This is a genomic window from Pseudarthrobacter sp. MM222, from assembly GCF_947090775.1.
Lineage (GTDB): Bacteria > Actinomycetota > Actinomycetes > Actinomycetales > Micrococcaceae > Arthrobacter.
In genome coordinates this window covers 960,135-985,692 of record NZ_OX352321.1, presented here as the reverse complement: position 1 = coordinate 985,692, position 25,558 = coordinate 960,135, and the positions used below count along the sequence as shown (strand labels likewise).

Here is a 25,558-nt window from a genome sequence, read left to right as displayed (position 1 = left end):
GCGCTCACGACCTTGTCCCAGACGACGGGACCGATTGTTTGACCCTGCCGTTAGCGTGATAGAAACGACCACCACTCAAAGCATGGGGGACAAATGAGAATTGAGTTCGGATGGCATCTGGACCGGGCACCTTGGAGCTACACGCGGCCTGGCCTCAATCAGATCCGGGTGGGCCGGAAAAACTTCACCGCCCTGCTGCAGACGCGCCTGGGCATCACCCGGCCGGAGACGGGGCATGCCGAACGCGTCAGCCAGTACTTGGGCCGTCTTCAGTCCATTTACTCCCCCGGCGCCTGGTTCCACGAGTCGTTCCAGGTTGACCCTTGGTCCACGGCCGAGGAGCTGCTTGCCGCCCGCGACGACGCCGTCGCAAATGGCTGGAACGGCGTGCTCCCCGTCCAGCGGTTGGATGCTGCTGCTCCGTCCCCTTTGCTTCAGACACTTGCCGCCGCGGAGATAGCGCCCGGACAGCTCGCGCCATCCTTGGCCGATGACATCGCGGAGCTTGCGGTAGCGCTTGACTCGCCGCTGCCGCTTGGCATCGACGAGCTCATACTCCAGCACCCGGAGCGCAGTTTTCCGCAGGTCTGGCAGGTTGTCATTGGAAAGCTCCGCAACCGGGGCGTCGACATCAGCGAAGCAATCCCAGCCGCAGCGCCTCCCAAGCTGACAATCCTGACAGCCGAAACCGAATGGGACGCCGCAGAAGTAACCGCCAGGTGGCTAGCGGCGGGCGACAACACCAGGACCGCCGTCGTCTGCTCCGACAGCAGCGGCCTCCTGGACAGCTACCTCTCCGACCATGGGCTGCCGGCAGTCGGCGTCGGAGCCCCATCCGTGTGGCGGCCGCAGGAGCAGTTAATTCCGTTGTTTTTCGAAGTGATCTGGTCACCGGTGAACGTGCAGCTCCTCGCCGAACTGCTCAGCCTCCCCGGTTCACCGGTCCGCCGGGGCGCCGCGCGATACTTGCTGGGCGCGCTCAGGGCGGAGCCGGGAATCGGAGGTGACGCCTGGAATGCGGCTATTGCAGAGATCGAAGGCGACGAGCACCTGGGTCCGGACATTGCCGGGGTTCTGGACGACGTTTTCAACGCCGGTCTGGTTGTGGAAGAACGGAATGTTAGCGGCCTCCAACTGGCTGAGCGGGCGGAATGGCTGGCGGCCCGGCTGCATGCCCGCGTAGCCATCGACGAGACCGCCAAGGGCACGGCGGCGCTGCTGCAACGGATTCTTGCACTCATCAATCCGCTCCCCCGAGTGTCTCGCCGGGACCTGCGCCGAATCATCGACTCAGTGATCACTCCCTCCTCCGGGTCCTTGGTCCCAGCGGAAGCCTCACCTTGGCTGCGCCTCAGCCACTTGGCGGAGCTCACCGACGACGTCGATCAGGTGCTGTGGTGGGGTTTCCAGGGCGCGGGCATGCAGCGCATCCGCCGGTGGGACGCCCATGACGTCGATGCCCTCGCACAAGTGGGTGCGCATCTTCCGACCCCCGAACAATTGAGCGCTCTCGAGGTAACCCAGACGCTTGCCGGGTCAACCCGGACTAGAAATCTGGTTCTCATCCAGATCCAACAGCGCGACGGCGAACGACAGGCAGGAAACCCGCTCTTGGAGGCGCTCGTGGCCGCCCAGCCGAGCGCGCTGGCAGAATCGGAGTCCCTGGCGAATCGCCTCGCCGCGTTGACTGTCACTCCCGCCGAACTGACCAAGACCAGCGGCCGCTGGTCTCTTGCGAGCCGGCAAGCACAGCTAATTCCCGTTCCTCAACACCGCCCCACGGCGCCACCTCCCGTCCACGAGGTAGCTCCGAACCCCGCGCTCATCCCCAAGCGCCTCTCCTACACCCAGCTGTCAACGTTGCTCGGCTGTTCCCTCGCCTGGGTGCTCAAACATAAGTCGCACCTTCGTGTACCCGCTGCCGCCGATGTGCCCGCCGGCAACCAGATGCTCGGAATCTTCGCCCATAAAATCGTCGAAGTGCTTCACGACCAACTGCGGCAGCAACATCGGGCGGTACCGGAACTCAGCGAGGTGAGTGCCGTCATTGACTCGCTCTTACCCCAGATGGCTTCCGAGCTGCTCCTGCCCGGCCAGCTGCACCGGCTTGCGGGTGTCCGGGCCACCATCGAGACCACCGTCATGACATTCTTCACACAGCTGCAGCACGGCGGCGTGGTTCTGCAGGACATGGAGAAGGGTTTCAGTAAAGACTTGACGTTCACCGTGGGCGGGTCTGAACTCACTGTTGCGGTCGAGGGCCGTGCCGACGCGGTGGGCATCGATGCTGACGGCCGGACGGCCGTCATAGACCTCAAATGGAGCAACACCGAGAAGTATCTCCGCGCGGACGTGCAGCGGGGGGAAGCTCTCCAGCTGGCGCTGTACCAGTGGGCTCTCAACAGTGGCGACGTGCCTCCCGATTCTCCGGCAGCGTATTTCCTGCTCAAACAGGGGACCTTCGCGTCCTCACACCCCGAATTTGGCGGTGCCTTGCAGTCCGCACAGGACACGCCAGAGCTCTGGCGCCGCGCCGTACGCTCGGTGGAATTCACGGTCGAGGAAGTACTGGCCGGACGGATCACTGCAGCGCAACCGGCCGAAGCCGCGTTGGCCGGAGGTGAGCCCGATGCCGCCGCGCTCGCCGCTGCGAATGAGCGGCTGCACCGGCAGCCTAATTGCCGTTACTGCCATTTTGGAACTCTATGCGGACTCAAAGGGGACTACTCGTGAACCTGCTGGACAATGTCACAATGGTCTCGGCGAGCGCCGGTACCGGGAAAACCTACACGCTGACGGGCAAGATCGTGGAGCAGATCGCAGCCGGCCTACCTTCCGGCGCCATCATGGCCACCACTTTCACCAAGAAGGCGGCAGATGAGCTCCGCGAGCGAATTGCCGCCAGGCTCCTGGAACAGGCGGAAACTGAGGACGGCGCCGATGCTGCCGCCGCGCTTCGGCTCGCCTCCCAGCAGCTTCCGGCCAGCCTTATCGGAACAGTGAACAGTGTCTGCGGTCAGTTGCTTCAGGAACACGCCATCGACGCAGGCCTGTCGCCTGCGTTGGAAGTCATCGGGGAGGAACAGCTCGCCAGTATCTTTAACCTCGCCGCCGACGAGGTTCTGGCTGAGCACGCCTCCGTTATCCTCCCCATCGCTCAGCGCATGGGCACCGACGGCAATGGTGCACGGGATGCCAAAACTTGGCAGGAGATGGTCAGGGCCATCGTGGATGCTGCCCGAACGAACCTGCTCGGAGCCGAAGAACTGGCAGCCTGCGCAGAGCGTTCCTGGACAGGTTTCCGCGAGCTCCTCGATAACCCAGGCACGGACGAGAGGGAGCTATGGCTGCGGGACCTTCGCGCCAGCGTGCCCGACCTTGAGGCAACGGCGAGGGACGGCAAAACGCCTGCCGGCAAAACTGTAACCGTCACTACGGCATCCTTTACGGAGCACGTGCCAAAAATCTTGCACAAGGTTGCCTCCATGGGGGAGATCGAAAACATTTCTTGGGAGGACTGGCGCGGAGTGGTGGGGTCCGCGGCTCCGGCCGCCGTCAAGAGTCTCTTCTCACCCGCGACTGACGCGATCAAGGCGGGGCTGCTCTCAAACCCCGCTTTCCACCACGACCTTGAGCAATACATCCGGTCTATCTTTACGTGCGCTGCCGAGTGCCTCACGGCCTACTCCGAATTCAAACGGCTCCATGGCCTCATGGATTTCGTGGACCAAGAGACCCTTGTCCTGGAACTGGCACGCAACAACGCTGCCTTCCGCCGCTCGTTTCCAGGTCGAGTGAGGTTTCTCGTCGTGGACGAGTTCCAAGACACCAGCCCACTGCAGCTTGAACTCTTCCTGCAGCTCACCCAGCTCGTGGACAAGGCCGTATGGGTGGGCGACCCCAAGCAGGCCATCTACGAGTTCCGCGGCACCGACCCCGAGCTCATGGAGGCCGTGGTTGCAAAGGTCAGCCACCGGGAACAGCTGTCCGAAACCTGGCGGTCCCACCAGGCCGTGGTGAACCTGAGCAACGCCGTATTTGAGCCGGTGTTCGAAGAACACGGCATGGCGCCCGAGACCGTCCATTTGACGCTTCCGGCTGCACACGCGGATTGGTCCGCAGGCACGCTCGAAGGCTGGATCCGGCCCCAGTCCAACGACGGCGACCGGCTTAAAGCCACTGCAGCAGGCATTGCGACCCTGCTGGGCCGTCGTCCTGACCTGCGAGCCGGCGACGTCGCCATCCTTGCCCGGTCAAACGCGGACGTGGAATCTCTCGCCGCCGCACTCGATGCACTGGGTATCCGGGCAAGCCGCAACCCTCGTAAGCTAGCCGCTGCCAGGGAGGTGCAGCTGGCACGGGCAGGCATGGCGTTCGTCGCTGACGGCTATGACACTGTTGCCCTCGCCGAGCTGGTGGCACTCCATCCCGGCCACTCCGCTCACTCCACCTGGCAACAGCAGCTGCTTGCTGCTCCAGATGCCGCCGCCGTGCTGGAGTCGTGGAATGCCGACCCGTTGGTCACTGCGCTTGACGGCCTTCGCAAACGTGCGGTCGGGGCTACTCCCACCGAAGTCTTCGACGCGGTGACCGGTGTCCTTGGCCTACCCCGACTGATCAGCAGCTGGTCTTCTCCTGCCACTCGGCTCAGGAACCTAGACGCCGTCCGCGGTGGAATCAACACATATTACGAGCGCTGCTTGGCGCTCCGCTCCCCGGCCACGTTGCGCGGCTTCCTGGCCTTTTTCGGCAGTGAGGAGCAACAATCAGCTGAAAATTCCGGGGACGACGTGGTCAACGTCCTCACCTACCACAAGGCCAAGGGGCTTGAATGGCCCGTGGTGGTGATGGAGGGGCTGGACAAGGACCTGCGGCTCGCAGCGTTCGGTGCCGCCGTTGAGCAGCAGGGCAGCTTCGATCTGTCACAGCCGCTTGCGGGCCGATGGATCCGGTTCTGGCCAAGCCCATTCCCGTACGGCGGATCCCCCCTGGATGCAAAGGGTAGGAATAGCGACGTGGCGGAACGGGCGCGGGAACGCGACCGCCGCAACATGTCACGCCTTATGTACGTCGGCATGACCCGGGCGGTCGAGACCACTGTCCTGACCGCCAAAAGCAGCAAACCGGATCTACTGAACAATCTGGGCATTCCATCCTTGGTGTCTTGGACAAAACAGGACGATCACAGCCCGGTGGGCGTTATCCAAGTAGCAGACAACGAGGGCTTTCCCGCATTCGTTGAGGAGCTAGCGCCTGTAGACGCCCTTCCCCCAGCGGCGACCTGGCAGCTGCGCTTTGCGGACACGCTTTCTGATCCCTTACCGACTGACACATTGCCAGCCCGCTTCGCCGCCTCATCCATGGACTCTTCAGGACTCGACGCCGATGTCACCGCTGTGGCCGAGCTGGGTTCACGGCTTGCCGATCATGGTTCCGATGACTGGGGCGCGGTCGGCAGCGCGGTGCATGCCTACTTGGGGACGCAGTTTTCCGCGCTCAACCCGCCCGAGCGGCGCGATCTGGCGGAGCGGATCGTAGGACGGTGGCAAGTCGGGGCCACGGTTGATGCTTCGCTGTTGATCACTTCCGGGGAACGTTTCGAGTCTTATCTTGAGTCAGAGTTTCCGCAGTGGATACGCCACCGGGAAGCTGCAATCGGTTGGCGACCGGACCACCAGGTGATGGAGGGCTGGATCGACCTGCTTTTGGAAGGCCCGGATGGCTTCGTCCTGGTAGACCACAAAACCTACCCGGGAAGCGATCCAGAAACCCACGTTCGCGAGAAGTATCTGGGCCAGATGGCGGCGTACCGCAATGCGGTTCTCGCCGCGACCGGAAAGCCGGTCCTGCGGACGCTAATTCATTTTCCGGCTCTAGGCCGGGTCTACGAGATCAGCGAGGTCTAGATCAGCCGGGTATTGCTACCACCAGCGGTGCCGGCACTCCGGGTTCTGGCACGCCCATCGAGGCACGCCGTTTCAACTTTGCCAATAGTGGCGTAGAGCCTGAGTTTCCCTCATAAATGACGCAGCCGGCGAATCCCGCTTTCGGATACCCTCCCGCGTGTGCCGAAGCGATTGAGTCCATCACCGGGCGGCCCGTCGTCGAGACGCTAATCCAGATGCTGGCGCTGGGGAAGATATACCGCATCAGCTGATACTCACCACCAACGGTGGCGGCACTCCGGGTTCTGGCATGCCCATTTGGGCGTGCCTCGCTCAATCTTGCCTGTGGCGGGGTAAACGCGCTCCGAGGACACGATCATGCAGCCTGCGAACTCGGTTTTCGGCATTGTCTGGCCGTCTGAGGGCATAATCTCACCGTACGCAATCCGCCACCCCTCGTGGCCACATATCGGGCAGCGCCGCGTGACAACGCGTTTCGTCGTCGGTTCGGGAAGCGCCTCATCGGGTGTCATGGAAGCACTCTAGGCCGGCACTCTGACAGTTAGAGGCATCTGAGGAGTTACCCAAACCCGTCGGGCTTGGCCTTTCGTGGCCTAGCCCAACGAGAGACAATCTTGGGTCTACGCCGGCGGCTGCTTGGCCTGACCCTTCATTACTGAGGGTCAGCGCCGTAGTCGGGACTCTCACCGAGGGGCGAGCGCTTTCCGGAAGGCGGATCGTGGAGCGGGACCGGTCTCGTCGGGATGGCTAGGCGGGACGCCTGGCTCGAGGCCATTCTCTCTCAGATACTTCAGCGCACGCTCGATGGCTTCGATCTTCCGCTTCAGCTCTTTGAGTGCCGGCGCAGATTCATCGGAGAACTCGTCCAGCCGCTCATGTTCACGCCGCACGACGATCTCGGTCTCAACCAAAATTCTCCAGACGGCCCCATCCTGCTCGAGATGTTGCAGTTGCCGCAGAATTGCCGCCGCCAGCGGGCGCGCAACAACCGCTTCCAGCGTTTCAGCTGTGGTTCCGGAGTTGGCAAGACCGATTGCGATGCCGTCGCCACGCGCAGTGACGAGGTTTCCCGCGGCCAGCAACCCACCTATCATACCGCCAGGGCCAAAACCCGCGAGAGCGCTTGTGATCACTGCGGCTCCGGCAAGACCGGCCAGGCCGCCGGTCGCCACCGCAATGGCCGCCGCGCCTGCACCTAGTGCGCCCCCCTTGATCCAGTTCACTCCGCGGCCGCCGCTCAATGCCTCCTGTGCTCGTTTGGCAGCGGCGAACACGTCGGCACCGTACTGGCTTCCCAGTCCCATTTCAGCGGTGAGCTCCTTCATGGCGTCCTGCCGCGCGTCCTTCGGGACGGAGATCTCAAATGGACGAATGACGTTTTCGGCTGCAAGGATCGTCAACAGGACCACGGCATCGTCCTTCGCGAGATGGCTGCTTGGGAGCGGCTCTGGCGCAGTGGCGTGTGGATCGGAGAGGTCAAATGCGAGGCGGCCGACCTCTGATGGCATCGCTCGGCCCTCGCGGTCATTCCGCCACCTGATACTGTCGACGGCTGTCGCTTGCACCTGTCTGAGCGCGCCACTGTAGCGATCTCGAAGGTCCCCCTCCAGCTTCATCTTGATCAGGTACCCGTACCTTAGCGCCAGAAGAGCGAGTCGTTCCGAGGAATCCAGGGGAATGTCGAGACCTTGGTCAATGACCGCGAGCTCCTTCGATCTGGACCCGAACAACGCGAAGCCGATGGCCTCGGCGACGGTCTCGTCCGTGAGATATTCCACCGCGTCGTGGACGCGGGGACTCATTTTCGTCTGAATACGGAAATCGATCATCCAAGGGAAGACGGATGACACGCCACGGTGGGCTGCCACAGGGTCATGGCCGTTCCAGAAATTTACCCACCATGCCAGGTTCGTCGGCGGCTCCGCCAGCGTCTCCCGGAGTTTGTCAACGTCGAACTGACCATTCGCCAGGGGGCTCCCAATAGTCACCATGCCGGCAACGTCGAGGCCGGGTGGCAGCCGGCGCACGAGGTCGGCGGCGATCACGGAGCCGAGGCTATGGCCGACGATCACGAGCCGTCCAGACTCGGGAAGCATTTTGAGGATTCGATTTAGAACTTGAGCGCGAATCTGAGGATTTTTCAGGTAGTTGCGCGCTTGTAGGAAGGGAGGCAGTCCGACGGCAAGATTGATGACGGCGTCACCACCCGGCCGACCGTTGCCCCGATCATGACGTCCCAGTCTGAACTCGACGGCTCCGATGCGACGCTCGAAGTCTCGGCGGTTCTTCTTGGAGGCCTCGCGGGGAGGCAGTTTGATCGTCAAGCTTGGCAGCGGATCCTTGTCGTCCGAGCCGACTAGTGAGTGTGCGTACTTGGGCGCGATCAAACGATTCTTGTCCAATTCCGGGTAGCCAACGCGGACCAGAGTCTCCGTTAGCCTGACCCGCCAGTTGTCATCTTGGTCGCCGTCACCAACGCCGTGCAAGAACAGCAAGATCGGTTCGCTCGCCAAGAAAACTCCATTCGTCGCCGCCCGTTGGGCCGCCAGGGCTGAATGCCCAAGGCTTCTCGGTAAGGATAGCTATTCAACTCCTAATTACTTGCCGCGGACGTCCGGCGTGCCGTCGAGTCGGCGCCGGCAACGAGGTTCCGCGTCCCGGGGCCGAAGACCTGTTCTATCGGGTCTTTAAAGATTCAGCTGCGAGACATAACAGGCCCCTCGCCGCCGCACCCCCTAACTTGGGCACTGATGCAAATATTCTGTTCCCCACTGATTTTCCCGGGAGGATTGTCCCGAAAACGTCCAGGTAGAACGAGAGGGATCACCAATACTCACGAGACACATCGGGTGGCCCACGACGAAACTGATCGGCTGCGCACGCGTTACTACGCGGCAGCAATCCAGAGACCGGCAACTTGCCGACCTTTTAGAGGTCGTGAGCGCTCACCGGCTACCTCCGGACCCTGCGCACCTACCGGGCCGCCGGCGTCATCCTCATCTCCGCGGTGATCACGCCGGAGACGAGGCAACTGCTCGGACCGAACGTCCCCATCATCTCCGTCGCCAGCAGCGACAAGTCGGGCTCCCCTAGCGTGCTGCCCGGCTGGCGCGAAAAAGGAGGCCGACGACGACACCCAGTGTCGCCGTCGGCCTCCTTTTATGCCCCCCGCGTTGGTGCTATCGCCGCAGGGCGCTGGACACTAGGCCGCCGTCGGAAGCGTTACGTAGCTGCCCTCGATGACGCCGGCGGCAACAACGGGAGTGCCGTCTACTGTGACAAAGCTGCCACGGGTGACGGGTGGCAGGTTTCGAGCGCCAGCGACCGTGACATAGCTGCCCTCGACGCCGGCGGGGACGCTGCCGGCGGGGAGGGTCACGTAGCTGCCGCCGCGCACTGCGGTGTCAGCGACACGGGCCCCGGTAGCGGCCTTGAGGGTGGCTTCGGTGGTGGATGAGGAGGTTGCGGGGCGTTCGGTCAGCAAAGTCATGGGTTCTCCGTGGGTGTCGGGATGAGGGACGTACAGGTTCTTGTGCCGCTAAAGCAGGAGAGCGGTTGCGCGTTGTGTCGCTTGCCCCGCTGGCCCGGGTGTCTTCGCCGGTGCGGTACTCAAGGGCTACGTCGGCCTGCATCTAACTTTATCGGCTTATCGTGAGCTACTCATAATAAGGTGGGAAGGCTCACGTCTTATGCAAGGCACCTACGGACTGCTCCGAATGGCGCCGGCGCCATAGGAACGCACAGGTCCGTCACCTAACATGGCCCAAATGAAGGCAGCCCGAGACGCCCGCTCTGCCGCCGTTGTGATCAACGCCGGATCACGCCGAGGGGCGGCAGACGAACTTGCGGTGGACATGATGCGAAAGGCAGGCGTGCCGATCTCCTCCGTGCACCCCGGGCTGTCCGGGGGCGAGCTGGCCGGGACGCTTGACCGGGTGCTTGCCGAGGGGCACGACCTGGTGGTTGTCGGCGGCGGCGACGGGACGGTGTCTTATGCCGCCGGCCGGGTTGCCGGCACCCACGTGGTGCTCGGCGTTCTTCCGCTGGGCACCGCCAACGACTTCGCCCGCACGCTGGAGATACCCAACAATCTTGCCGAGGCCTGCGCCACCATCGCCGAAGGGAAGGTGGTGGACATCGACCTCGGCCGGGCCAACGCTGAGCCATTCCTCAACGTCGCATCCGTGGGCCTCTCGGTGGCGGTTACCGAAGCGCTCAGCCCCCGCCTGAAGCGGTACATCGGGCCATTGGCGTACAGCATCGCCACGCTTCTGGCTTATACCCGGCACAAGCCGTTCCGGGCCCGCCTCGAGTTCCCGGACGGGGACCACGAGCCGCTGGAGCTCCAGGACCTGCTTCAGGTGGCGGTCGGCAACGGCCGGCACTACGGCGGCGGCAACACGGTCTCCCCTAATGCCGGGATCGACGACCACATCCTTGACATCTACGCCATCCTGGCCGGCCCGCTCCGGGAGCACGTGAGCATCGCACGGTTGCTCAAGGACGGAAGCTTCATCGAACACGACCGGGTGTACCACCTGACCAGCCGGCATGTGCGGCTGGTCACCGAGCCACCGCTGCCGGTGAACCTCGACGGCGAGATCGCGACCACCACGCCCACCGACTTCACCGTCCAGCGCAACGCCGTCCACGTGGTGGCACCCCAGAGCAGCACGAGCGCATCGTTCGACGGACCGGGCGCCGCGACCTCGCCGTCCTGAGGGCGTTGTTTCCTAAACAGTCACGCCTCCGGCACGCCTGCCCTTAGTGTTGGTGCAGCAGATCACGAAACCGATTACGTAAACCGTTTACGTAACACGGCCCGCCAGCACCAGGGAGGAGGAACAGTGGTCACCATCCGCGATGTCGCCAAGCACGCCGGCGTCTCCCCCGCCACCGTCTCCCGGGTTGTCAACGGGCTCGTCGGCTATTCCGACGAAACAAGAGAACGCGTCGAAACCGCGGTCAAGAGCCTCAGCTACGAAACGGACTACCTCGCCCGGGGCCTCAAGACCCGGCAGACGTCCGTGATCGGCCTGCTCGCCCCGATGGTCTCCGATGCCCTGGCCTCCCAGGTCATGCAGGGCGTGGAGGAGGAAGCCCAGGAACGCGGCTACGCCGTGATGCTCGGCCGCACCGGGGCCAAGTCCGCCTACATCGGCGGCTACCTCCGCACCCTGCGCACCTACCGGGCCGCCGGCGTCATCCTCATCTCCGCGGTGATCACACCGGAGACCAGGCAGCTGCTGGGGCCCAACGTCCCCATCATCTCCGTCGCCATCAGCGACAAGTCGGGATCCCCCAGCGTGGCCATCGACGACGAGCAGGCAGCCTACGACGCGACCCGTCACCTGCTGCGGCTCGGCCACCGGCGCATCGGCCTGCTGGCCGGTGATCCGGCGTCGGTCCACGTCGCCCAGCCCCGAAAACGTGGTTACCTCCGCGCCATGAGCGAAGCCAACTGCACTCCTGTGACGGCGACCGGCAGCTTCTTCTACGAAAGCGGCGCCGCCGGCGTCGACGATCTGCTGCAGCAGGAACCCGGCCTCACCGCGATCTTCGCGATGAGCGACGAGATGGGCGCCGCCGTCGTCAATGAACTGCAGCGGCGGGGCCTCCGGGTGCCGGAGGACGTCTCGGTCCTGGGGTTCGACAACACCTCCACCTCACTGCACGTGAACCCGCCGCTGAGCACCATGGCCCAGCCGCTCGAGGAAATGGGACGGATGGCCGTGAAAAAGCTGCTCCGTTCCCGCGACCTGGGCCCGAAGATCATGCCGCACCGGCTGATCGAGCGCGGCTCCACCGCCACGCCCAAGCCAGCAATGTCCAGTGCGGCACCGGCGACATCAGCTCAACCCCGAGACCACGTCCTAGTCAGCTAGCCCCACCAAAACCACCCACCAACGGCGACAGCCGGCACTCCCCCGTGCCACAAACCGGCCAGCCGCCGCAGTTCCGCATGCACCAAACCACTCGCACCACCGTATTCAAAAACACAGATAACAAGGAGCAACACATGAGGCAGCGCCGCCACACCTGGCAGACTCTTCTCACCACTACCGCAACCCTGACCGTCGCCGCCGTCGCCCTCACCGGCTGCGGCGGAAGCGCCACGGAAGCCAAGAGCACCCCGAAGGCCACCACCGCGTCCTTCGAGGGCAAGGGCCCCATCAACTACGTCTCCAACCGCGATGCCTCCGGCGCCGCGAACAAGAGCATCGAGGAATGGAACGCCGCGCACCCGGAGGAGAAGGTCACGTTCATTGAACTGCCGGACTCCGCGGACCAGCAGCGCCAGCAGCTCATCCAGAACGCGCAGATCAAGTCGGACACCTTCAACGTGCTGAACCTGGATGTCGTCTGGACCTCTGAGTTCGCCGCCAACAAGTGGATCCTGCCGCTGCCGGCAGACGCCGTCCCCACGGACAAGATGATCCCCGCCACGGTCAACGCCGCGACATACCGGGATTCCCTGGTGGGCGCCCCGTACTACACCGACGGTGCCCTGTTCTACTTCCGCTCGGACCTGCTCAAGGCCGCCGGCATCGCCGCCCCGCCGAAGACCTGGGACGAAATGAAGACCGCCTGCAAGTCCATCCTGGCCCTCCCGGAAGCCGTGGGCATGTCCTGCTACACCGGCCAGTTCGACAAGAACGAGGCCCTCACGGTCAACTTCTCCGAGGCCGTGGCCTCCGCGGGCGGCACCGTGGTGGACGCCGACGGCAAGCCCACCGTCAACACCGCCGAAGCCAAGAAGGGCCTGAACCTGCTGGTGGACGGCTTCAAGGAAGGGCTCTTCCCCTCCGACGCCATCACCTACCTCGAGGAGCAGGGCCGCCGCGCATTCCAGGACGGCAAGCTCGTCTTCATGCGCAACTGGCCCTTCCTGCACGCCTCCCTGAGCGCCACGGACGGCTCCAGCCAGGTGGCCGGCAAGTTCGACATCACCTCCATCCCCGGCACCGACGGCCCCGGCGTCTCCACCCTCGGCGGCCGCAGCCTCGCCATCTCCCCGTTCACCCCGAACAAGGCCACCGCGCTGGAGTTCGTCAAGTTCTTCACCAGCGAGGAGCAGGCCCAGAAGCGCCTCGCGCTCAGCTCCCGCGCCCCGGTGTACGCGTCGCTGTTCGCGGATCCCGCCGTCGTCGCCAAGCGCCCGTTCTTCCCCACGCTGCTGACCTCGCTGAACAACGCCCAGCCGCGCCCCAAGGTGGTTCAGTACGGCGCCACCACCAAGGCGATCCAGGAAGAGGCCTACGCGGCCATCACCGGCGCCAAGGACACGGACACCGCCCTGAACGACATGCAGGCCAAGCTCACCGAGCTGGCCAAGTAGTTCAGCAGACACAGTAATCCAGCAGTAACCCCAGCAGTTCAGACCACACGCCTGGCCGGCCGGTCCACCCGGCCGGCCAGGCACGCTGCAACTCCAGTTAGGTACCCAGCATGACGACGACGACCGCCTCGCCCGCCGGCGCGCAGACCGGCACGCCCCAAGCAGGCAGCCCGCGCAGACGCGGCAACCGCTCCCCCGGCGAAGGCCGCATGGCCGCGATGTTGCTCTCCCCCACCCTCCTGGTGCTGGCCCTGGTGATCGTGTACCCGCTGCTCTCCGCGGTGCACCAGTCGCTGTTCCGCGCGGAATCCGGTCTGGACGCGGACGGCTTCGTCTCGGATGTGGAATCCTTCGTGGGCCTGGCCAACTACGCCGACCTCTTCGTTGGCGAATCCGGCCGGCGCTTCCTGAACGCCTTCGCCAACACCACCTTCTTCACCATCACCACGGTGTTCCTCGAAACCGTCCTGGGCCTCTGCCTGGCCCTCGCCATGAACCGCGCCTTCCGCGGCCGGTCCTTCCTGCGCGCCAGCATTCTGGTCCCGTGGGCCGTGCCCACCGCCGTCTCCGGCCTGCTCTGGCGCTGGATCTTCCAGTCCGACGGCATCGCCAACACCCTGCTCGGTAGCGAAATCCTCTGGACTGCCGAGGGCAACGCCTCCAAGGTGGCCGTCATCATCGCCGAGGTCTGGAAGACCGCCCCGTTTATCGGCCTGCTGGTCCTCGCCGGCATGCAGATCATTCCCGGCGAAGTCTACGAAGCGGCCAAGATCGACGGCGCCGGCTGGTGGCGCCAGCTTGGCTCCATCACGCTTCCGCTGGTCAAGCCCACCCTGCTGGTGGCCGTGCTGTTCCGCATGCTCGACGCGCTGCGCATGTTCGACCTGCCGTTCGTGCTGGTGGGCCCCGGCAAGGAATCCGTGGAGACCCTCTCCATGCTGGCCTGGGACGAATCCAACCAGCTCCGCTACGGCTCCGCCTCCGCGTTTGCCGTGATGCTCTTCCTGTACGTCGCCGTCGTCGCGATCGTGTTCGTGAAGGTCCTCGGCGCCGACGTCACCGGCGCCAAGGAACTGAAGCTGCTCTCGAAGAAGTCCCGCACCAAGGCAACCCGCACCCAGGCGAACCCTGAACAGAAGAAGGCCGAGGCCACCCGATGACCATCTCCGACCTCCGCAACGCCGCAACCGATTCCGGCGCCCCCGGGGCGAGTGCCGCCGTCGTACCCGGCTCGTCAAAGACCAAACCCAAGCGCACCTGGCGCTCCTACTCCGTCTACGCCGGCCTGGCCCTGATCTTCGCCTACTGCCTGGCCCCCTTCTACTGGATGATCGTCTCCAGCCTCCGCCGCACCGCCGACATCTTCGACAACACCCTGCTGCCGGCGCCGTTCTCGCTGGAGAACTACGCCAAGGTGTTCGACGGCTCCACCATGTTCGGCCAGGCCCTGCTGAACTCCCTGATCGTCGCCGGCACCACCACGCTGTTCGCGCTGGTCCTCGGCGTCTTCGCCGCCTACGCCATCTCCCGGCTGAACTTCCGCTTCAAGTCCGTGATCCTGGGCGTCATCATCGCAACGTCGATGTTCCCGGGCATCTCCGTGGTGGTGCCGCTGCTGCGCCTCTTCACCGACATCGGCTGGATCAACACCTACCAGGCCATGATCGTGCCCAACCTGTCCTTCGCGATCCCGCTGGCGGTCTGGAACCTCACCACCTTCATGAAGGCCCTGCCGTTCGACCTCGAGGAAGCCGCCATGATCGACGGCTGCACCAAGTGGCAGGCCTTCCGCAAGGTCCTGCTCCCGCTCGCCGCGCCGGGCGTCTTCACCACCGCGATCCTGACCTTCATCCACAGCTGGAACGAATTCATCATCGCGCTGTCCATGATCAACGACCCCAAGATCCAGACCGCCACGGTCGCGATCTCCAAGTTCACCGGCGCCACCGAATTCCAGGCGCCCTTCGGCGAGCAGATGGCCGCCGGCGTGATCGTCACCGTACCGTTGGTCATTATGGTGCTCATCTTCCAGCGGCGGATCGTCGAAGGCCTCACCGCAGGCGCCAGCAAATGAGCGAACACCCGCCGGTCAGTCTGGTCGAGGAAACCCTTCTCACCTCCGCCGCGCAGTGGTGGCAGTCCGCTGTCATCTACGAGGTGTACCCGCGCTCCTTCGCCGACGGCGACGGCGACGGCGTGGGCGACCTCGCCGGGCTGATCGCGCGGCTGCCGTACATCGCCGCCCTCGGCGTCGACGGCATCTGGATGACCCCCTTCCAGCCCTCCCCGCAGCTGGACCAGGGCTACGACGTCACCGACTACTGCGGTGTGGACCCGCTGTTCGGCACGATGGAGCAGTTCGACACGTTGCTGGAGCTGGCCCACTCGCTGGGTCTTAAAATCCTGCTCGACGTCGTCCCCAACCACTGCTCCTCGGAACACCCACTGTTCCAGGCGGCCCTCGCGGCCAGCCCGGGGTCGCCCGAACGGGACATGTTCCACTTTGTCCCGGGTCGGGTTCTGGAGTCTGACGACGGCGGCAGCGGTTCCGCTATCGATGACGTCCCGCCGAACAACTGGCAGAGCGTGTTCGGCGGCCGCGCCTGGAGCCGCGCCAACCCGGAGTCCGAGAGGGACACGGCCTGGTACCTGCACCTCTTCTCCGCCGGGCAGCCGGACTGGAACTGGCGCAACCCCGCCGTCGGGGACTACTTCGACGGCGTGCTGCGCTTCTGGTTCGACAAGGGCGTGGACGGGCTCCGCATCGACGTCGCGCATGCCCTGTTCAAGGCCGAGGGCCTGCCCGACTCGCCTTCTACCGGCGGGGTGGTGGACGGGCTGCGGTCCAACCCGCAGGTCTCGGACCAGGAGGAAGTCCACGAGGTCTACCGCCGCTGGCGCAACCTCGCCGAGAAGTACCAGCCGCACCGCCTGCTGGTGGGCGAGGTCAACCTGGAGCCGGCCCGTGCCGCGCGCTACACCCGCGCGGACGAGATGCAGCAGGCCTTCGCGTTCGCGTTCGTGAAGCTCGGCTGGGATCCCGCAGCCTGGGCCGCCGTCGGGAACGACCTGGAAACCGCCCGTCAGCTGCACGGGGCCACGCCCACCTGGGCGCTGGAAAACCACGACATCGTCCGCTCCGCCACGCGCTTCGGCGGCGGCGAGCTTGGGAGCGCCCGGTCGCGGGCCGCACTTGTGGCGTTGCTCGGCCTGCCCGGTCCGGCGTACCTCTACCAGGGCCAGGAGCTCGGGCTGCCCGAGGTCGACGTCCCGGTCCAGGCACGGGTCGATCCCATGTGGGCCCGCGGCGGAGTCTGCCGCGACGGCGCCCGCGTCCCGCTACCTTGGACCGAGGATGCCGCGCTGAACCACGGCTTCTCTCTGTCCGAGCCCGCCGCCGAGCCGTGGCTTCCGCAGCCCGCGGGCTGGGGCGCGCACGCAATCGAACTGCAGCAGCGGGACCCGGAGTCCACGCTGGCGCTGGTGACCAAGGCGCTGGAGATGCGCCGGCTGCTGTGGAAGAACGAGGTCTTCGCCCCGAACGACGGCGGCACCTGGCGGGTTGAGCCGGGAAACCTGCTGATCTGCGCACGCAGTGCGGACTTCTTCGTCGCCGTGGCGATGGGCACCGAACCGGTCCAGCTGCCGGCCGGAACGGTGCTGCTCAGCGCAGAACCCCTGGCGGAGGCCGGCTGGCTGCAGCCAAACAACGCCGTGTGGGTGCTACGCGACTAGAGCTATCGATTTCGGGTGCCGTCCACCTTCCAGACGAACCACGTTGCGCAGCTGAACCCTTGCTGGACCGGGTTACTTCTCGACCGCTTCCACAGTGCCGGTCTCAGGCCCCTCCGCCGTCTGTTCGCCGCGCTTTTTCCGTTTGAACAGCCCGGCGACGTTTCCGACCGAGCCCGCCGTACCGGCAATGGCGCCACCGACGCCTTTGACCGCGGTAAGGGCCTGGGGCTCATCGGGGATCCCGTCCCCGTCGAGGTCCACGCTCCGGAACGCACGCTTTACCGTGTCGGCTGCGGTTGCAACCCCGGCGCCCAGCCCCCTTTGCGCAGTAGCGCGCAGGGGCGCGCCCGGACAAACCGGACGCGCCCTCCGCATGCACCGAACCCCCGAAGTGGCTTCAGGCACCTGGTTTAGTCGATGAGCACCGGCTGCTTGGCACCATCCGAAGATTCGACAACAGTCGGAACCTTGCCGTTCCGGTGGTGCAGCCAGTTCGCCACCGCCAGAAGCGCCACGAGTGCGAAAGTGCTCAGGAGCTGGGGACGGGAGTCCTCGCCGATGAAGCCCACCGTGAAGATCGCCGCGAGGATGAGCAGGCCAAAGCACGTGAGCCACGGGAAGCCGGGCATCCGCAGGGGAAGTTCCGTTCCCTCGCGGTCGGCACGGAGGCGCAGCGCGAGCTGGGCGAGGAGCGCGGACGTCCACACCAGCAGGCATGTCGAGCCCACAATGTTGAGCAGGACCGGAAGCACCATCTCGGGGAAAGCCAACTCCAGCACAACTGTGACAACACCGAAGGCAACGCTGGCCAGGACCGCGACAACCGGAACCCGGGCCTTGGACACGGAAGCGAGCAGACGTGGCGCTTCGCCGCGCTCGGCAAGGGAGAACGCCATCCGGGAGGCACCGTAAAGGTTGGCGTTGAGGGCGGAGAGCAGTGCCGCTACGGCCACCAGGGTGATGGCGGTGGCCGCGCCGGGCATGCCGGCGGCGTCCAGCACAGCTGCGAACGGGCTCTTCAGCCCCGCCGAGCCCACAGGAACCACCGCCGCGATCACGAAGATCGCACCGATGTAGAAGACCAGGATGCGCCACAGCACCGTCCGGACTGCCTTCTTCACACTGCGGGCCGGTTCCGCGGTTTCAGCTGCCGCCACGGAGACGATCTCGGTGCCGCCGAACGCGAATGCCACCACGAACAGGGCCGTGGCAATCCCGGCAAAACCGCTGGGTGCGAAGCCGGCTCCGGTGAAGTTGGACAGGCCCGGCGACTGGACGCCCGGCAGCCAGCCGAAGAGCAGGGCAGCGCCCACCAGGAGGAACCCGACGATTGCCGCCACCTTGAGCAGGGCGAACCAGAACTCGAATTCGCCGAAGTTCTTCACACTGGTGAGGTTCACGGCGGTGAGCACCACGATGAACACGAAGGCCATCAGCCACACCGGCAGGGCCGGGAAGATGGTGGCTAGCAGGCCTGCCGCACCCAGCGCTTCGGCCGCGATGACCACCACGAGCTGCAGCCACCACAGCCAGCCCACCGTGGCACCGGCCACCGGCCCGTAGGCCTTGGCGGTATAGACGGAGAAGGCGCCGCTGTCCGGATTGGCGGCGGCCATCTCGCCGAGGGCCCACATCACCAGGATGATGAGGGTGCCGGCCACGAGGTAGGAGATCAGCACGGCCGGGCCGGCAGCCTGGATGCCGGCGCCGGAGCCGATGAAGAGGCCCGCGCCGATGGCGCTTCCGAGCCCCATCATGGTGAGCTGGCGGGGTTTGAGTGCGGCGCCCAGTGCGCGGCCAGACGTCTTTGTCTGTTGTTCCATGGGGATTCCTCTGTTTGTGGGCGGAACGGGTTGGTAAATGGGGTCAGTGAGTGTTCAGGCCGTGTGGGCTGCCAGGAGCCCGAGCACGCGGTCGTTGGAGGCGGGATCGGCAACGGTGATCCGCACGCCGTCGCCCTGGTACGCGCGAACCAGGATGCCCGCGCGGTCAAACGCGTCCACCAGCCTCGCCTGGAGGCGCTCATCCGCGCGGATCCATAGGAAGTTGCCTTGGCTCGCCTGCACATTCCAGCCCTGGGCTTCCAGCTGCGCGGCCATCCGGGCGCGTTCCTTCCTGACGGCGGCGACGCGCGTTTCCATCTCCGCCCCGGCGTCCAGTGAGGCGATGGCCGCCTTCTGGGCCAGCGTGCTCACGGCGAAGGGAAGGGCGGTCCGGCGCAGTCCCTCGGCAATATCGGGCGCCGCCACGGCGTATCCCACGCGCAGCCCGGCGAGCCCGTAGGCCTTCGAGAAGGTGCGCAGGATGCAGACGTTCGGGTACTGGCGGTAGAGCGCCAGGGAATCGGGGCCGCTGCCCGCTTCGGCGTATTCCACGTAGGCCTCGTCGATCACCACAAGGATGTCGGAGCGAACGGCTTGCAGGAAGTCCTCGATGCGTTCGTGGCTGATAGGCACGCCGGTCGGATTGTTGGGGGTGCAGAGCAGGATCACCTTGGTGCGGGCAGTGACGGCCGCGGCCATGGCCTCCAGGTCGTGGCCCTCGGCGTCGTCCAGCGGGATGCGGACCGGCCGGGCGCCTGCCAGCTCAACCAGGATGGGGTAGGCCTCGAACGAGCGCCACGCGAAGATCACTTCATCCCCGGCGTCGCAGAGTCCGGTGATGATCTGCTGGAGGACGCCGACGCTACCGGGTCCCACCGCGACCTCTCCGGCCGTGACGCCGAGGTGGCGGGCAAGCCGTTCACGGAGTTCGACGGCGGCACTGTCCGGATAGCGGTTCATGGTGCCGGCCGCCGCGACCACCGCAGCGGCGGCAGCTGGAAGAGGTTCGTAGTGGCTTTCGTTGCTGGCGAGGGCTGCAATGTCCAGGCCGGCGCTGCGGCGGCCCGGGACGTAGGGCGGAAGTCCGGCCACTGCGCCACGAAGGGTGGGAAGCGCGGTGTCCAGTGCGGTCAGGAGCTGATCACGGGTCATGAGGAACGATCATGATTGTGACCCGCCCCACAATGCAAGATACCCTCTACCCATTGGGACTTCTGCTCAACTTCAATCGACTCTGGTGAAAATATGACCATCCCGATCCCCCGCACCCTGGATTCCCTCGACGGCAGGATCATCCTGGCCCTCGACAAGGATCCCGAAGCCAGCGCCCTGGCACTCTCGCGGACGCTCGGCGTCGCCCGGAACACAGTCCACGCCCGACTGGCACGGCTCGAGCGCAGCGGCGCGCTCCGCTCCTTCAGCCGGAGGCTGGATCCCGCCGCGCTGGGCTATGACCTGATGGCCTTCCTCTCACTGTCAATCAGCCAGACCCGGACAGGCGCGGTGGAAGACGGGCTCGCCGCGATCCCGGAGGTCATCGAAGTGCACGCCACCACCGGAGATGCGGACCTCATGGCCAAGGTGGTGGCACGCAGTACGGCCGACCTCTACCGCATCACCAACGAGATCCTGGAAATCGAGGGGATCCAACGGACCAGCACCGCCATTTCCGTACTCGAACTCATGCCGCCCCGCTACGACGGACTCCTGAGCCGGCTCTCCGAGCAGGAATCCGCCCCTCCGCCTAACTTGGGGTGATGCAGGCCACAAGTGGGCATATTTTCAGTCTGCACTCCCACTTTCTGCCAAGAATCCCAATCAAATCCGCCTCCCTTGCCTATCTGTGAGCCAACCCACAAGATTCCTGCATGACTACTCTTACCGTCTCAGGCCGCGTGGCACAGGTTCTCAGCAGCTATGTCAGCGATGTCTTCGGCGTCATGGGCAACGGCAACGTGTACTTCCTGGACGCCTCGGAAAAGCTGGGCCTCCGCTTCTCCCCCGTCCGCCATGAAGGCGCCGCCATCGCCGCGGCAGACGCCTACTACCGGACGTCAGGACGCCTCGCCGCGGGCACCACCACCTACGGCCCCGGCTACACCAACGCACTCACCGCCCTCGCCGAAGCAGTCCAGGCGCAAATCCCCGTGGTGCTGGTCACCGGCGACGCCCCGAGCAGCGGCGCCCGGCCCCAGGATGTGGACCAGGTGGCGATCGCCGCAGGCCTCGGCGCAGCCACCTTTACCGTCACCCGGGACGCCGCGGGCTCCATCACGCAGCAGGCGGTGGAGTACGCACTCACCAAGCGCACCGCCGTCGTAATTGCCATTCCCTACGACCTCGCGGCACTCGAGGCGGCGGACGAAGAGCTTCCCGCGCCGCTGGCACCCGCGGTGAGTGACGACGTCGACGGCGGCCTCGGGCAGGTAGCCCGCCTGCTCGCCGGGGCGAAGCGGCCGCTGATCCTCGCCGGCCGCGGTGCGCATCTCGCCGGCGCCGGCCAGGAGCTTCGGAAGCTCGCTGACCGTCTGGGCGCACTGACCGCCGGAACCGCCCTGGCGCTCAACCTCCTCGAAGGCGACGGATACCTCGGCGTCGCGGGCGGCTTCGGCACGGACACCGCGGCCGGACTCATGGGTGAAGCCGATGTGGTCCTCGTGGCAGGGGCAAGCCTGAGCCCCTTCACCATGCGGTTCGGGCACCTGCTCGGCCCGGACAGCACCGTCATCCAGATCGACGCCGCCCTGCAGCCGACGCACCCCCGGGTGGAAACGTTCGTCAGCGCGGACGTGAAGACTGCCGCGGCACGCATCCTGCGGATTCTGGACGACGACGCTTCAGCGGACGCCGGCCGCGCAGAAGCCTGGCGCGCGGAAGCCCGCAAGCGCCTGGCCGACGGACCGGCCCACCACCCAGGCTCCGACGAAACACCGGACGGCCGGCTGGACCCGCGCTCCCTTGCCACGGCACTGGATGCAGTGCTGCCGGAGCGCCGCACGGTGGTCCAGGACGGAGGGCACTTCGTCGGCTGGGCACCCATGTACTGGCACATCCCGCGGCCCCAGGACCTGGTCATGGTGGGGACCGCGTACCAGGCCATCGGGCTGGGCCTTGCCAGCGCCGTCGGGGCAGCCCGCGCGGTGGAGGACGGCCGCACCCTGGTGCTGGCGTCCGGCGACGGCGGTTTCCTGATGGGCCTGTCCGACCTCGAATCGCTCATTGGTGCGGCCAACAGCGCCGTCGTCGTGATCTACAACGATGCCGCCTACGGAGCCGAGATCCACCAGTACGGCTCCCAGGGCCTGACCAAAAAGCCCATGCTGATCCCCGAGGTGGACTTCAGCGGCATCGCCGGCGCGCTCGGTGCCGAGTCGGCGATCATCCGCTCACTGGCGGACCTTGAGGCGCTCAAGGACTGGATCGACGCCGGCGCGAAGGGAACCTTCGTGGCCGACTGCCGCATCACGTCGAGCGTCCGGGCCCCGTGGCTGGGCGAGTGGATGGCGGCCAAGCAGGAGGCGAAGGCGGCGGTGGCGGGCTAGGTCGGGCTACGCCCTATCGCACCGGACTATCGGCGAACAAGCCGCCACAGGGACGTAACCTCGGCCGCGCGCGCCTCGAACAGGGGATCGTCGCGGTCCGATGCCTTCGGATGCGTTGGCCTGGTGTCCAGGCGTTCCACCACCTTGAGCCCAGCCGCGGTGATGGCGTCCAGCAGGTCGTCTCGCGTCCGCAGGCCAAGGTGCTCGGCCAGGTCAGAGAGGACAAGCCAGCCCTCACCGCCCGGTTCCAGATGGTCAGGAAGTTCGTTCAGGAAGCGGAACAGCATCCTGCTTCCGGGGTCGTATACGGCGTTGTCCAGGCTGGAATGCGGCGTGGCCGGAATCCAGGGCGGGTTGCACACGATGAGGGGTGCCCGCCCGGGCGGGAACATGTCGGTCAGGACGGCCTCAGCACGGTCCTTGACACCGAGGTTCCGGAAATTCTCAGCGGCGCAGGCGATCGCACGCGGCTCATTGTCCGTCGCCACCACCCGGTGGACGCCACGGTGCGCGAGGACGGCAGCGAGCACACCGGTGCCGGTTCCGACGTCGAACGCCAGCGTGTCGGAGGGCAGCGCAGCGGCGGCCACGAGATCCACATACTCACTTCGGGTGGGGAAGAACGTGCCATAGTGCGGGTGGATGCGGCCCTGCAGGGCATCGACGTAGACGCCATTCCGCCGCCACTCGTGGGCGCCAATTGCCCCGACAAGCTCATGCAGGGACACAACGGAAGATTCGCCGATCTCACCGTATGCTTCGGCGGCGGCCTCTTGGATATCCGGTGCGCGGCGCAGCGGCACCACCGGGCCCGGCTCAAGAGATATCAGCAGCAGGCCGAGAATGCGTGCACGTTGCGAGCGCGACTGGCGGTGCCGGTAGAACTGATCGGCCGGAGTTCCTGCGATCTTCTTTCCGGCGCCTATCCGCCGGTCCAGGGCGTTGAGGATCTGCCGTGCGTTGTGGAAGTCACCGCGCCAGAGCATCGCGATCCCCTGTGACGCCATCCGGTTCGCATCATCGGCCGTGAGGGAGTCGTCGACCACTTCGACGCGCGTCGGCGCTGGTCTGCCGTTCGCCGAACGCCATCGCGCGGTCATACTGACACCAGCCTCGACCCAGGTCACAACGGCGGGGTTATTCACCGCAGCGGTGCGCGCTGGCTTGAGGACCGGCGTCGGGAGTCCCACGGGAGCTGGCGTGTCCGTAGTGATAGAGATCCATTCCAAGCGTCAGAGTAGCCGATCGGCGACTGACGATTGCGGCGGTGATTCCACGACGCGGAAGGCGACGGCCCAAGATTCCGGACCGTCATCCGGCCGCGAACCGAGCTTGGTTGATGGCCGCTGTAGCCATTCAACCTGCATTGTCAGGATACAGGTGTGCTCAGTCCTGGTTAGAGCCGCCGCTGCCGGAACATTGGGGACGCATCCCGCACCCCGGGTGTCAGGCCAAGGTCAGCTTCAACGACCCCCATCGGACGTCGCACGGCAGATATCCGTCGAGGCGACCTATCAGCGCTGGGTGACGCAGGCTGAGCATGATGCGATGGCCGGCGTCCTGGCGGACTGCGCCGACCAGCTGGTTCCAACGAGCAAGAAGGAAGTTGCTGTCGTCGCGTCAGTAGACGCTGAACAGGAGAGCGGCGCCGAAGCGGCTGTCGTTGTCCCGGTGCCCGTGGCACCTGCACCCAAGGCGAACGCTCCGGCGCCCCGCTATGTCGCTCCCGCACCGTGCATGTGGCGCCCGCGCCCGCGCCGCCGGCGGCGGCGTATTACGCCAACTGCTCAGCGGTGAGGGCGGCCGGGGCGGCCCCCATCCGGGCAGGACAGCCGGGCTACAGCCGCTCGCTCGACCGTGACGGGGACGGCGTGGCCTGCGAGTAGTCTCTCCGGCCCTGTCGATCTGGCTGAAACCGGCGAAGAGCCCGCCACATCCGGCTCAGTCATGTACACCTGAGGCCACCGTCGGCGCCCCACCCGGGCGCCGACGTCGTACTCCCCCGCTGGACCCGCGCGGGCGGGACTTACAGTGCCCGGGACGCCATGGCATACAGGTCGGCAACTTCGTCCGGCCGCTCGAGCTGCCTGCCTATGGCCAGGCGGATGCTGTGCGGATGGCTGCGGATCGCTCCGCCGGACGCGCCACCTGCCGCGACGCCATGCGATGCCAGCACCAGCAGCGCCTGCTGCTCATTCAGCACCGGAACCCAGAGCCCCAGCCCGTCGTCGTGGCTTTCCACTTTGACGCCGCGCTCGGCGAGAAGCGTCGCCATTTGAGTCCGGCGTTTGGCGTACTCCGTGCGCGCATGCTGCACCTACGCCTTCACGGCATCGCTGGTGAGCATCCAGGCCAGAGCATTCTGCAGCGTCCGGCTGGTCCACCCCGCCCCGAACTGCCTGTAGAGCCTGGCGCGTTCCAACGGCTCGGCGGGACCGCCGACAACAGCCAGCCGCAGGTCCGGCCCGTGGGATTTGGAGTAACTGCGGACCAGCACGGTCTGGGACGGAAGAAGCGCGCCCAGGCCCGCATACGGGCCGAGCGCGAGGTCCCCCAGGCCGTCGTCCTCGATGATGAGTACCCGTGTGTCCCGCAGTACTTCAGCAATCAGATCCCGACGCGCGGGCGTCATGTTCGTGCCCGACCGGGAGTTTGCGCACGGCTCGTAGATGAACGCGACGGGCTGCTTGGTCAGGGCCTGTTTCAGGGATTCCGGGACGGGCCCGTCCGCGTCCGTCGCCACAGGAACAACCACGACGCCGGCCAACTCCAGGATATCCAGGAGGCGGGGGGTGGACGGGTCCGCCACCGCGACGTGCTGCCCAGGCAGGATACTCGACTGCACGAGCAGCAGGATGCCTTCGTACCCACCGTTCACTGCGAGCCAGCTCGCGGGGTCCCAGCCCCAGGTGGGTTTCACGGCGTTCACCAGGGCCGGGGTGATGCCGGGCCGGCGGTAGGAATTCAGCTCCGGATCAGGGGCTGCGTTGGCAATCGCCGCGGATAGATCGGGCAGCAGCAGCGGATCGGGGGCGGCAAGCGTAAGGTCCAGCACGGCACGAGATCAGCTTTGCCCGCGAGGCAGCCGATCGCGTGGTGTTCATGGACGGCGGCGTGGTGGTTGAGCAAGGTACGCCCGAGCAGGTCATCGGCAACCCGCAGCACGAACGGACGCGCAACTTTCTGGCGCGCTTCCTCTAGATCGATGAGCGT

19 protein-coding genes and 1 pseudogene are annotated in these 25,558 nt (G+C 65.8%); 12 read left to right on the top strand and 8 right to left on the bottom strand.

Annotated features, from left to right (window positions below):
- The first annotated feature begins 93 nt into the window (after positions 1–93).
- Together OM977_RS04590 and OM977_RS04585 are read left to right on the top strand one after the other, a co-directional pair.
- Positions 94–2,733, top strand: coding sequence for a PD-(D/E)XK nuclease family protein (locus tag OM977_RS04590; RefSeq protein WP_264356356.1), 2,640 nt, complete (start codon positions 94–96; stop codon positions 2,731–2,733).
- Positions 2,730–5,906, top strand: a complete 3,177-nt coding sequence (locus OM977_RS04585) for a UvrD-helicase domain-containing protein (protein ID WP_264356355.1) — start codon at positions 2,730–2,732, stop codon at positions 5,904–5,906. Before OM977_RS04590 ends, OM977_RS04585 begins: the two co-directional genes overlap by 4 nt.
- A 683-nt stretch (positions 5,907–6,589) precedes the next feature.
- Here the strand turns inward: OM977_RS04585 and OM977_RS04580 are convergent.
- Entirely contained in the window at positions 6,590–8,419 is a 1,830-nt protein-coding gene (locus OM977_RS04580) for a lipase family protein (protein ID WP_264356354.1), read from the bottom strand.
- A 689-nt stretch (positions 8,420–9,108) separates the two neighbouring features.
- Positions 9,109–9,396, bottom strand: coding sequence for a hypothetical protein (locus tag OM977_RS04575; RefSeq protein WP_264356353.1), 288 nt, complete (start codon positions 9,394–9,396; stop codon positions 9,109–9,111).
- Between the two features lie 277 nt (positions 9,397–9,673).
- On the opposite strand from OM977_RS04575, the gene OM977_RS04570 reads away from it, so the two are divergent.
- From OM977_RS04570 to OM977_RS04545, 6 genes are all read left to right on the top strand, one after another.
- Positions 9,674–10,627 carry a lipid kinase gene (locus OM977_RS04570; RefSeq protein ID WP_264356352.1) on the top strand — a complete coding sequence of 318 codons (954 nt, stop codon included), beginning with the start codon at positions 9,674–9,676 and terminating at the stop codon, positions 10,625–10,627.
- A gap of 126 nt (positions 10,628–10,753) precedes the next feature.
- On the top strand, positions 10,754–11,791 hold the full coding sequence (locus OM977_RS04565) for a LacI family DNA-binding transcriptional regulator (protein WP_264356351.1): 1,038 nt from the start codon (positions 10,754–10,756) through the stop codon (positions 11,789–11,791).
- Between the two features lie 134 nt (positions 11,792–11,925).
- Positions 11,926–13,245, top strand: coding sequence for an ABC transporter substrate-binding protein (locus OM977_RS04560; protein ID WP_264356350.1), 1,320 nt, complete (start codon positions 11,926–11,928; stop codon positions 13,243–13,245).
- A 110-nt stretch (positions 13,246–13,355) separates the two neighbouring features.
- The gene (locus OM977_RS04555) at positions 13,356–14,405 is read left to right on the top strand and encodes a carbohydrate ABC transporter permease (RefSeq protein ID WP_264356349.1); all 1,050 of its coding nucleotides are present in this window, start codon (positions 13,356–13,358) and stop codon (positions 14,403–14,405) included.
- A complete protein-coding gene (locus tag OM977_RS04550; protein ID WP_264356348.1) occupies positions 14,402–15,319 on the top strand; it encodes a carbohydrate ABC transporter permease in 918 nt (305 codons plus the stop codon). The genes OM977_RS04555 and OM977_RS04550 overlap by 4 nt, the downstream gene beginning before the upstream one ends.
- Entirely contained in the window at positions 15,316–16,980 is a 1,665-nt protein-coding gene (locus tag OM977_RS04545; RefSeq protein WP_264356346.1) for an alpha-amylase family glycosyl hydrolase, read from the top strand. The genes OM977_RS04550 and OM977_RS04545 overlap by 4 nt, the downstream gene beginning before the upstream one ends.
- Before the next feature lie 72 nt (positions 16,981–17,052).
- Here OM977_RS04545 and OM977_RS04540 read toward each other — a convergent pair whose 3' ends face one another.
- From OM977_RS04540 to hisC, 3 genes are all read right to left on the bottom strand, one after another.
- On the bottom strand, positions 17,053–17,241 hold the full coding sequence (locus OM977_RS04540; protein ID WP_264356345.1) for a hypothetical protein: 189 nt from the start codon (positions 17,239–17,241) through the stop codon (positions 17,053–17,055).
- Between the two features lie 149 nt (positions 17,242–17,390).
- Positions 17,391–18,803: an amino acid permease gene (locus OM977_RS04535; protein WP_264356344.1), complete on the bottom strand. Its 1,413-nt coding sequence runs from the start codon at positions 18,801–18,803 to the stop codon at positions 17,391–17,393.
- Positions 18,804–18,857: 54 nt separating this feature from the next.
- Positions 18,858–19,955 carry a histidinol-phosphate transaminase gene (gene hisC / locus OM977_RS04530; RefSeq protein WP_264356343.1) on the bottom strand — a complete coding sequence of 366 codons (1,098 nt, stop codon included), beginning with the start codon at positions 19,953–19,955 and terminating at the stop codon, positions 18,858–18,860.
- Positions 19,956–20,048: 93 nt separating this feature from the next.
- Between hisC and OM977_RS04525 the strand changes: the two genes are divergently transcribed.
- Together OM977_RS04525 and OM977_RS04520 are read left to right on the top strand one after the other, a co-directional pair.
- Positions 20,049–20,561: an Lrp/AsnC family transcriptional regulator gene (locus OM977_RS04525; protein ID WP_264356342.1), complete on the top strand. Its 513-nt coding sequence runs from the start codon at positions 20,049–20,051 to the stop codon at positions 20,559–20,561.
- 110 nt (positions 20,562–20,671) lie between these two features.
- On the top strand, positions 20,672–22,345 hold the full coding sequence (locus OM977_RS04520) for a thiamine pyrophosphate-binding protein (protein ID WP_264356341.1): 1,674 nt from the start codon (positions 20,672–20,674) through the stop codon (positions 22,343–22,345).
- Positions 22,346–22,371: 26 nt separating this feature from the next.
- Here the strand turns inward: OM977_RS04520 and OM977_RS04515 are convergent, their stop codons facing one another.
- Positions 22,372–23,445, bottom strand: a complete 1,074-nt coding sequence (locus OM977_RS04515; protein ID WP_264356340.1) for a class I SAM-dependent methyltransferase — start codon at positions 23,443–23,445, stop codon at positions 22,372–22,374.
- Between the two features lie 633 nt (positions 23,446–24,078).
- Here OM977_RS04515 and OM977_RS19650 point away from each other — a divergent pair.
- Positions 24,079–24,231, top strand: coding sequence for an excalibur calcium-binding domain-containing protein (locus tag OM977_RS19650; RefSeq protein ID WP_333473999.1), 153 nt, complete (start codon positions 24,079–24,081; stop codon positions 24,229–24,231).
- A gap of 140 nt (positions 24,232–24,371) precedes the next feature.
- Here OM977_RS19650 and OM977_RS04505 read toward each other — a convergent pair whose 3' ends face one another.
- Positions 24,372–24,620 (bottom strand): hypothetical protein, encoded by a 249-nt coding sequence (locus OM977_RS04505; protein WP_264356339.1) that lies wholly within the window; start codon positions 24,618–24,620, stop codon positions 24,372–24,374.
- A 42-nt stretch (positions 24,621–24,662) separates the two neighbouring features.
- On the bottom strand, positions 24,663–25,400 hold the full coding sequence (locus OM977_RS04500; protein ID WP_264356338.1) for an aminotransferase class I/II-fold pyridoxal phosphate-dependent enzyme: 738 nt from the start codon (positions 25,398–25,400) through the stop codon (positions 24,663–24,665).
- Between the two features lie 2 nt (positions 25,401–25,402).
- On the opposite strand from OM977_RS04500, the pseudogene OM977_RS04495 reads away from it, so the two are divergent.
- Positions 25,403–25,546: pseudogene (locus tag OM977_RS04495) on the top strand (amino acid ABC transporter ATP-binding protein); the annotation flags it as partial.
- Between the last annotated feature and the right edge of the window lie 12 nt (positions 25,547–25,558).

Excerpts from the sequence above, each read along its gene's own strand:
- OM977_RS04570 (WP_264356352.1), top strand. The coding sequence starts at position 9,674 with ATGAAGGCAGCCCGAGACGCCCGCTCTGCCGCCGTTGTGATCAACGCC.
- OM977_RS04590 (WP_264356356.1), top strand. The coding sequence starts at position 94 with ATGAGAATTGAGTTCGGATGGCATCTGGACCGGGCACCTTGGAGCTAC.
- OM977_RS04515 (WP_264356340.1), bottom strand. The coding sequence starts at position 23,445 with ATGACCGCGCGATGGCGTTCGGCGAACGGCAGACCAGCGCCGACGCGC.
- OM977_RS04545 (WP_264356346.1), top strand. The coding sequence starts at position 15,316 with ATGAGCGAACACCCGCCGGTCAGTCTGGTCGAGGAAACCCTTCTCACC.
- OM977_RS04505 (WP_264356339.1), bottom strand. The coding sequence starts at position 24,620 with ATGGCGACGCTTCTCGCCGAGCGCGGCGTCAAAGTGGAAAGCCACGAC.
- OM977_RS04535 (WP_264356344.1), bottom strand. The coding sequence starts at position 18,803 with ATGGAACAACAGACAAAGACGTCTGGCCGCGCACTGGGCGCCGCACTC.
- OM977_RS04555 (WP_264356349.1), top strand. The coding sequence starts at position 13,356 with ATGACGACGACGACCGCCTCGCCCGCCGGCGCGCAGACCGGCACGCCC.
- OM977_RS04550 (WP_264356348.1), top strand. The coding sequence starts at position 14,402 with ATGACCATCTCCGACCTCCGCAACGCCGCAACCGATTCCGGCGCCCCC.
- OM977_RS04520 (WP_264356341.1), top strand. The coding sequence starts at position 20,672 with ATGACTACTCTTACCGTCTCAGGCCGCGTGGCACAGGTTCTCAGCAGC.
- hisC (WP_264356343.1), bottom strand. The coding sequence starts at position 19,955 with ATGACCCGTGATCAGCTCCTGACCGCACTGGACACCGCGCTTCCCACC.
- OM977_RS04525 (WP_264356342.1), top strand. The coding sequence starts at position 20,049 with ATGACCATCCCGATCCCCCGCACCCTGGATTCCCTCGACGGCAGGATC.
- OM977_RS04575 (WP_264356353.1), bottom strand. The coding sequence starts at position 9,396 with ATGACTTTGCTGACCGAACGCCCCGCAACCTCCTCATCCACCACCGAA.
- OM977_RS04560 (WP_264356350.1), top strand. The coding sequence starts at position 11,926 with ATGAGGCAGCGCCGCCACACCTGGCAGACTCTTCTCACCACTACCGCA.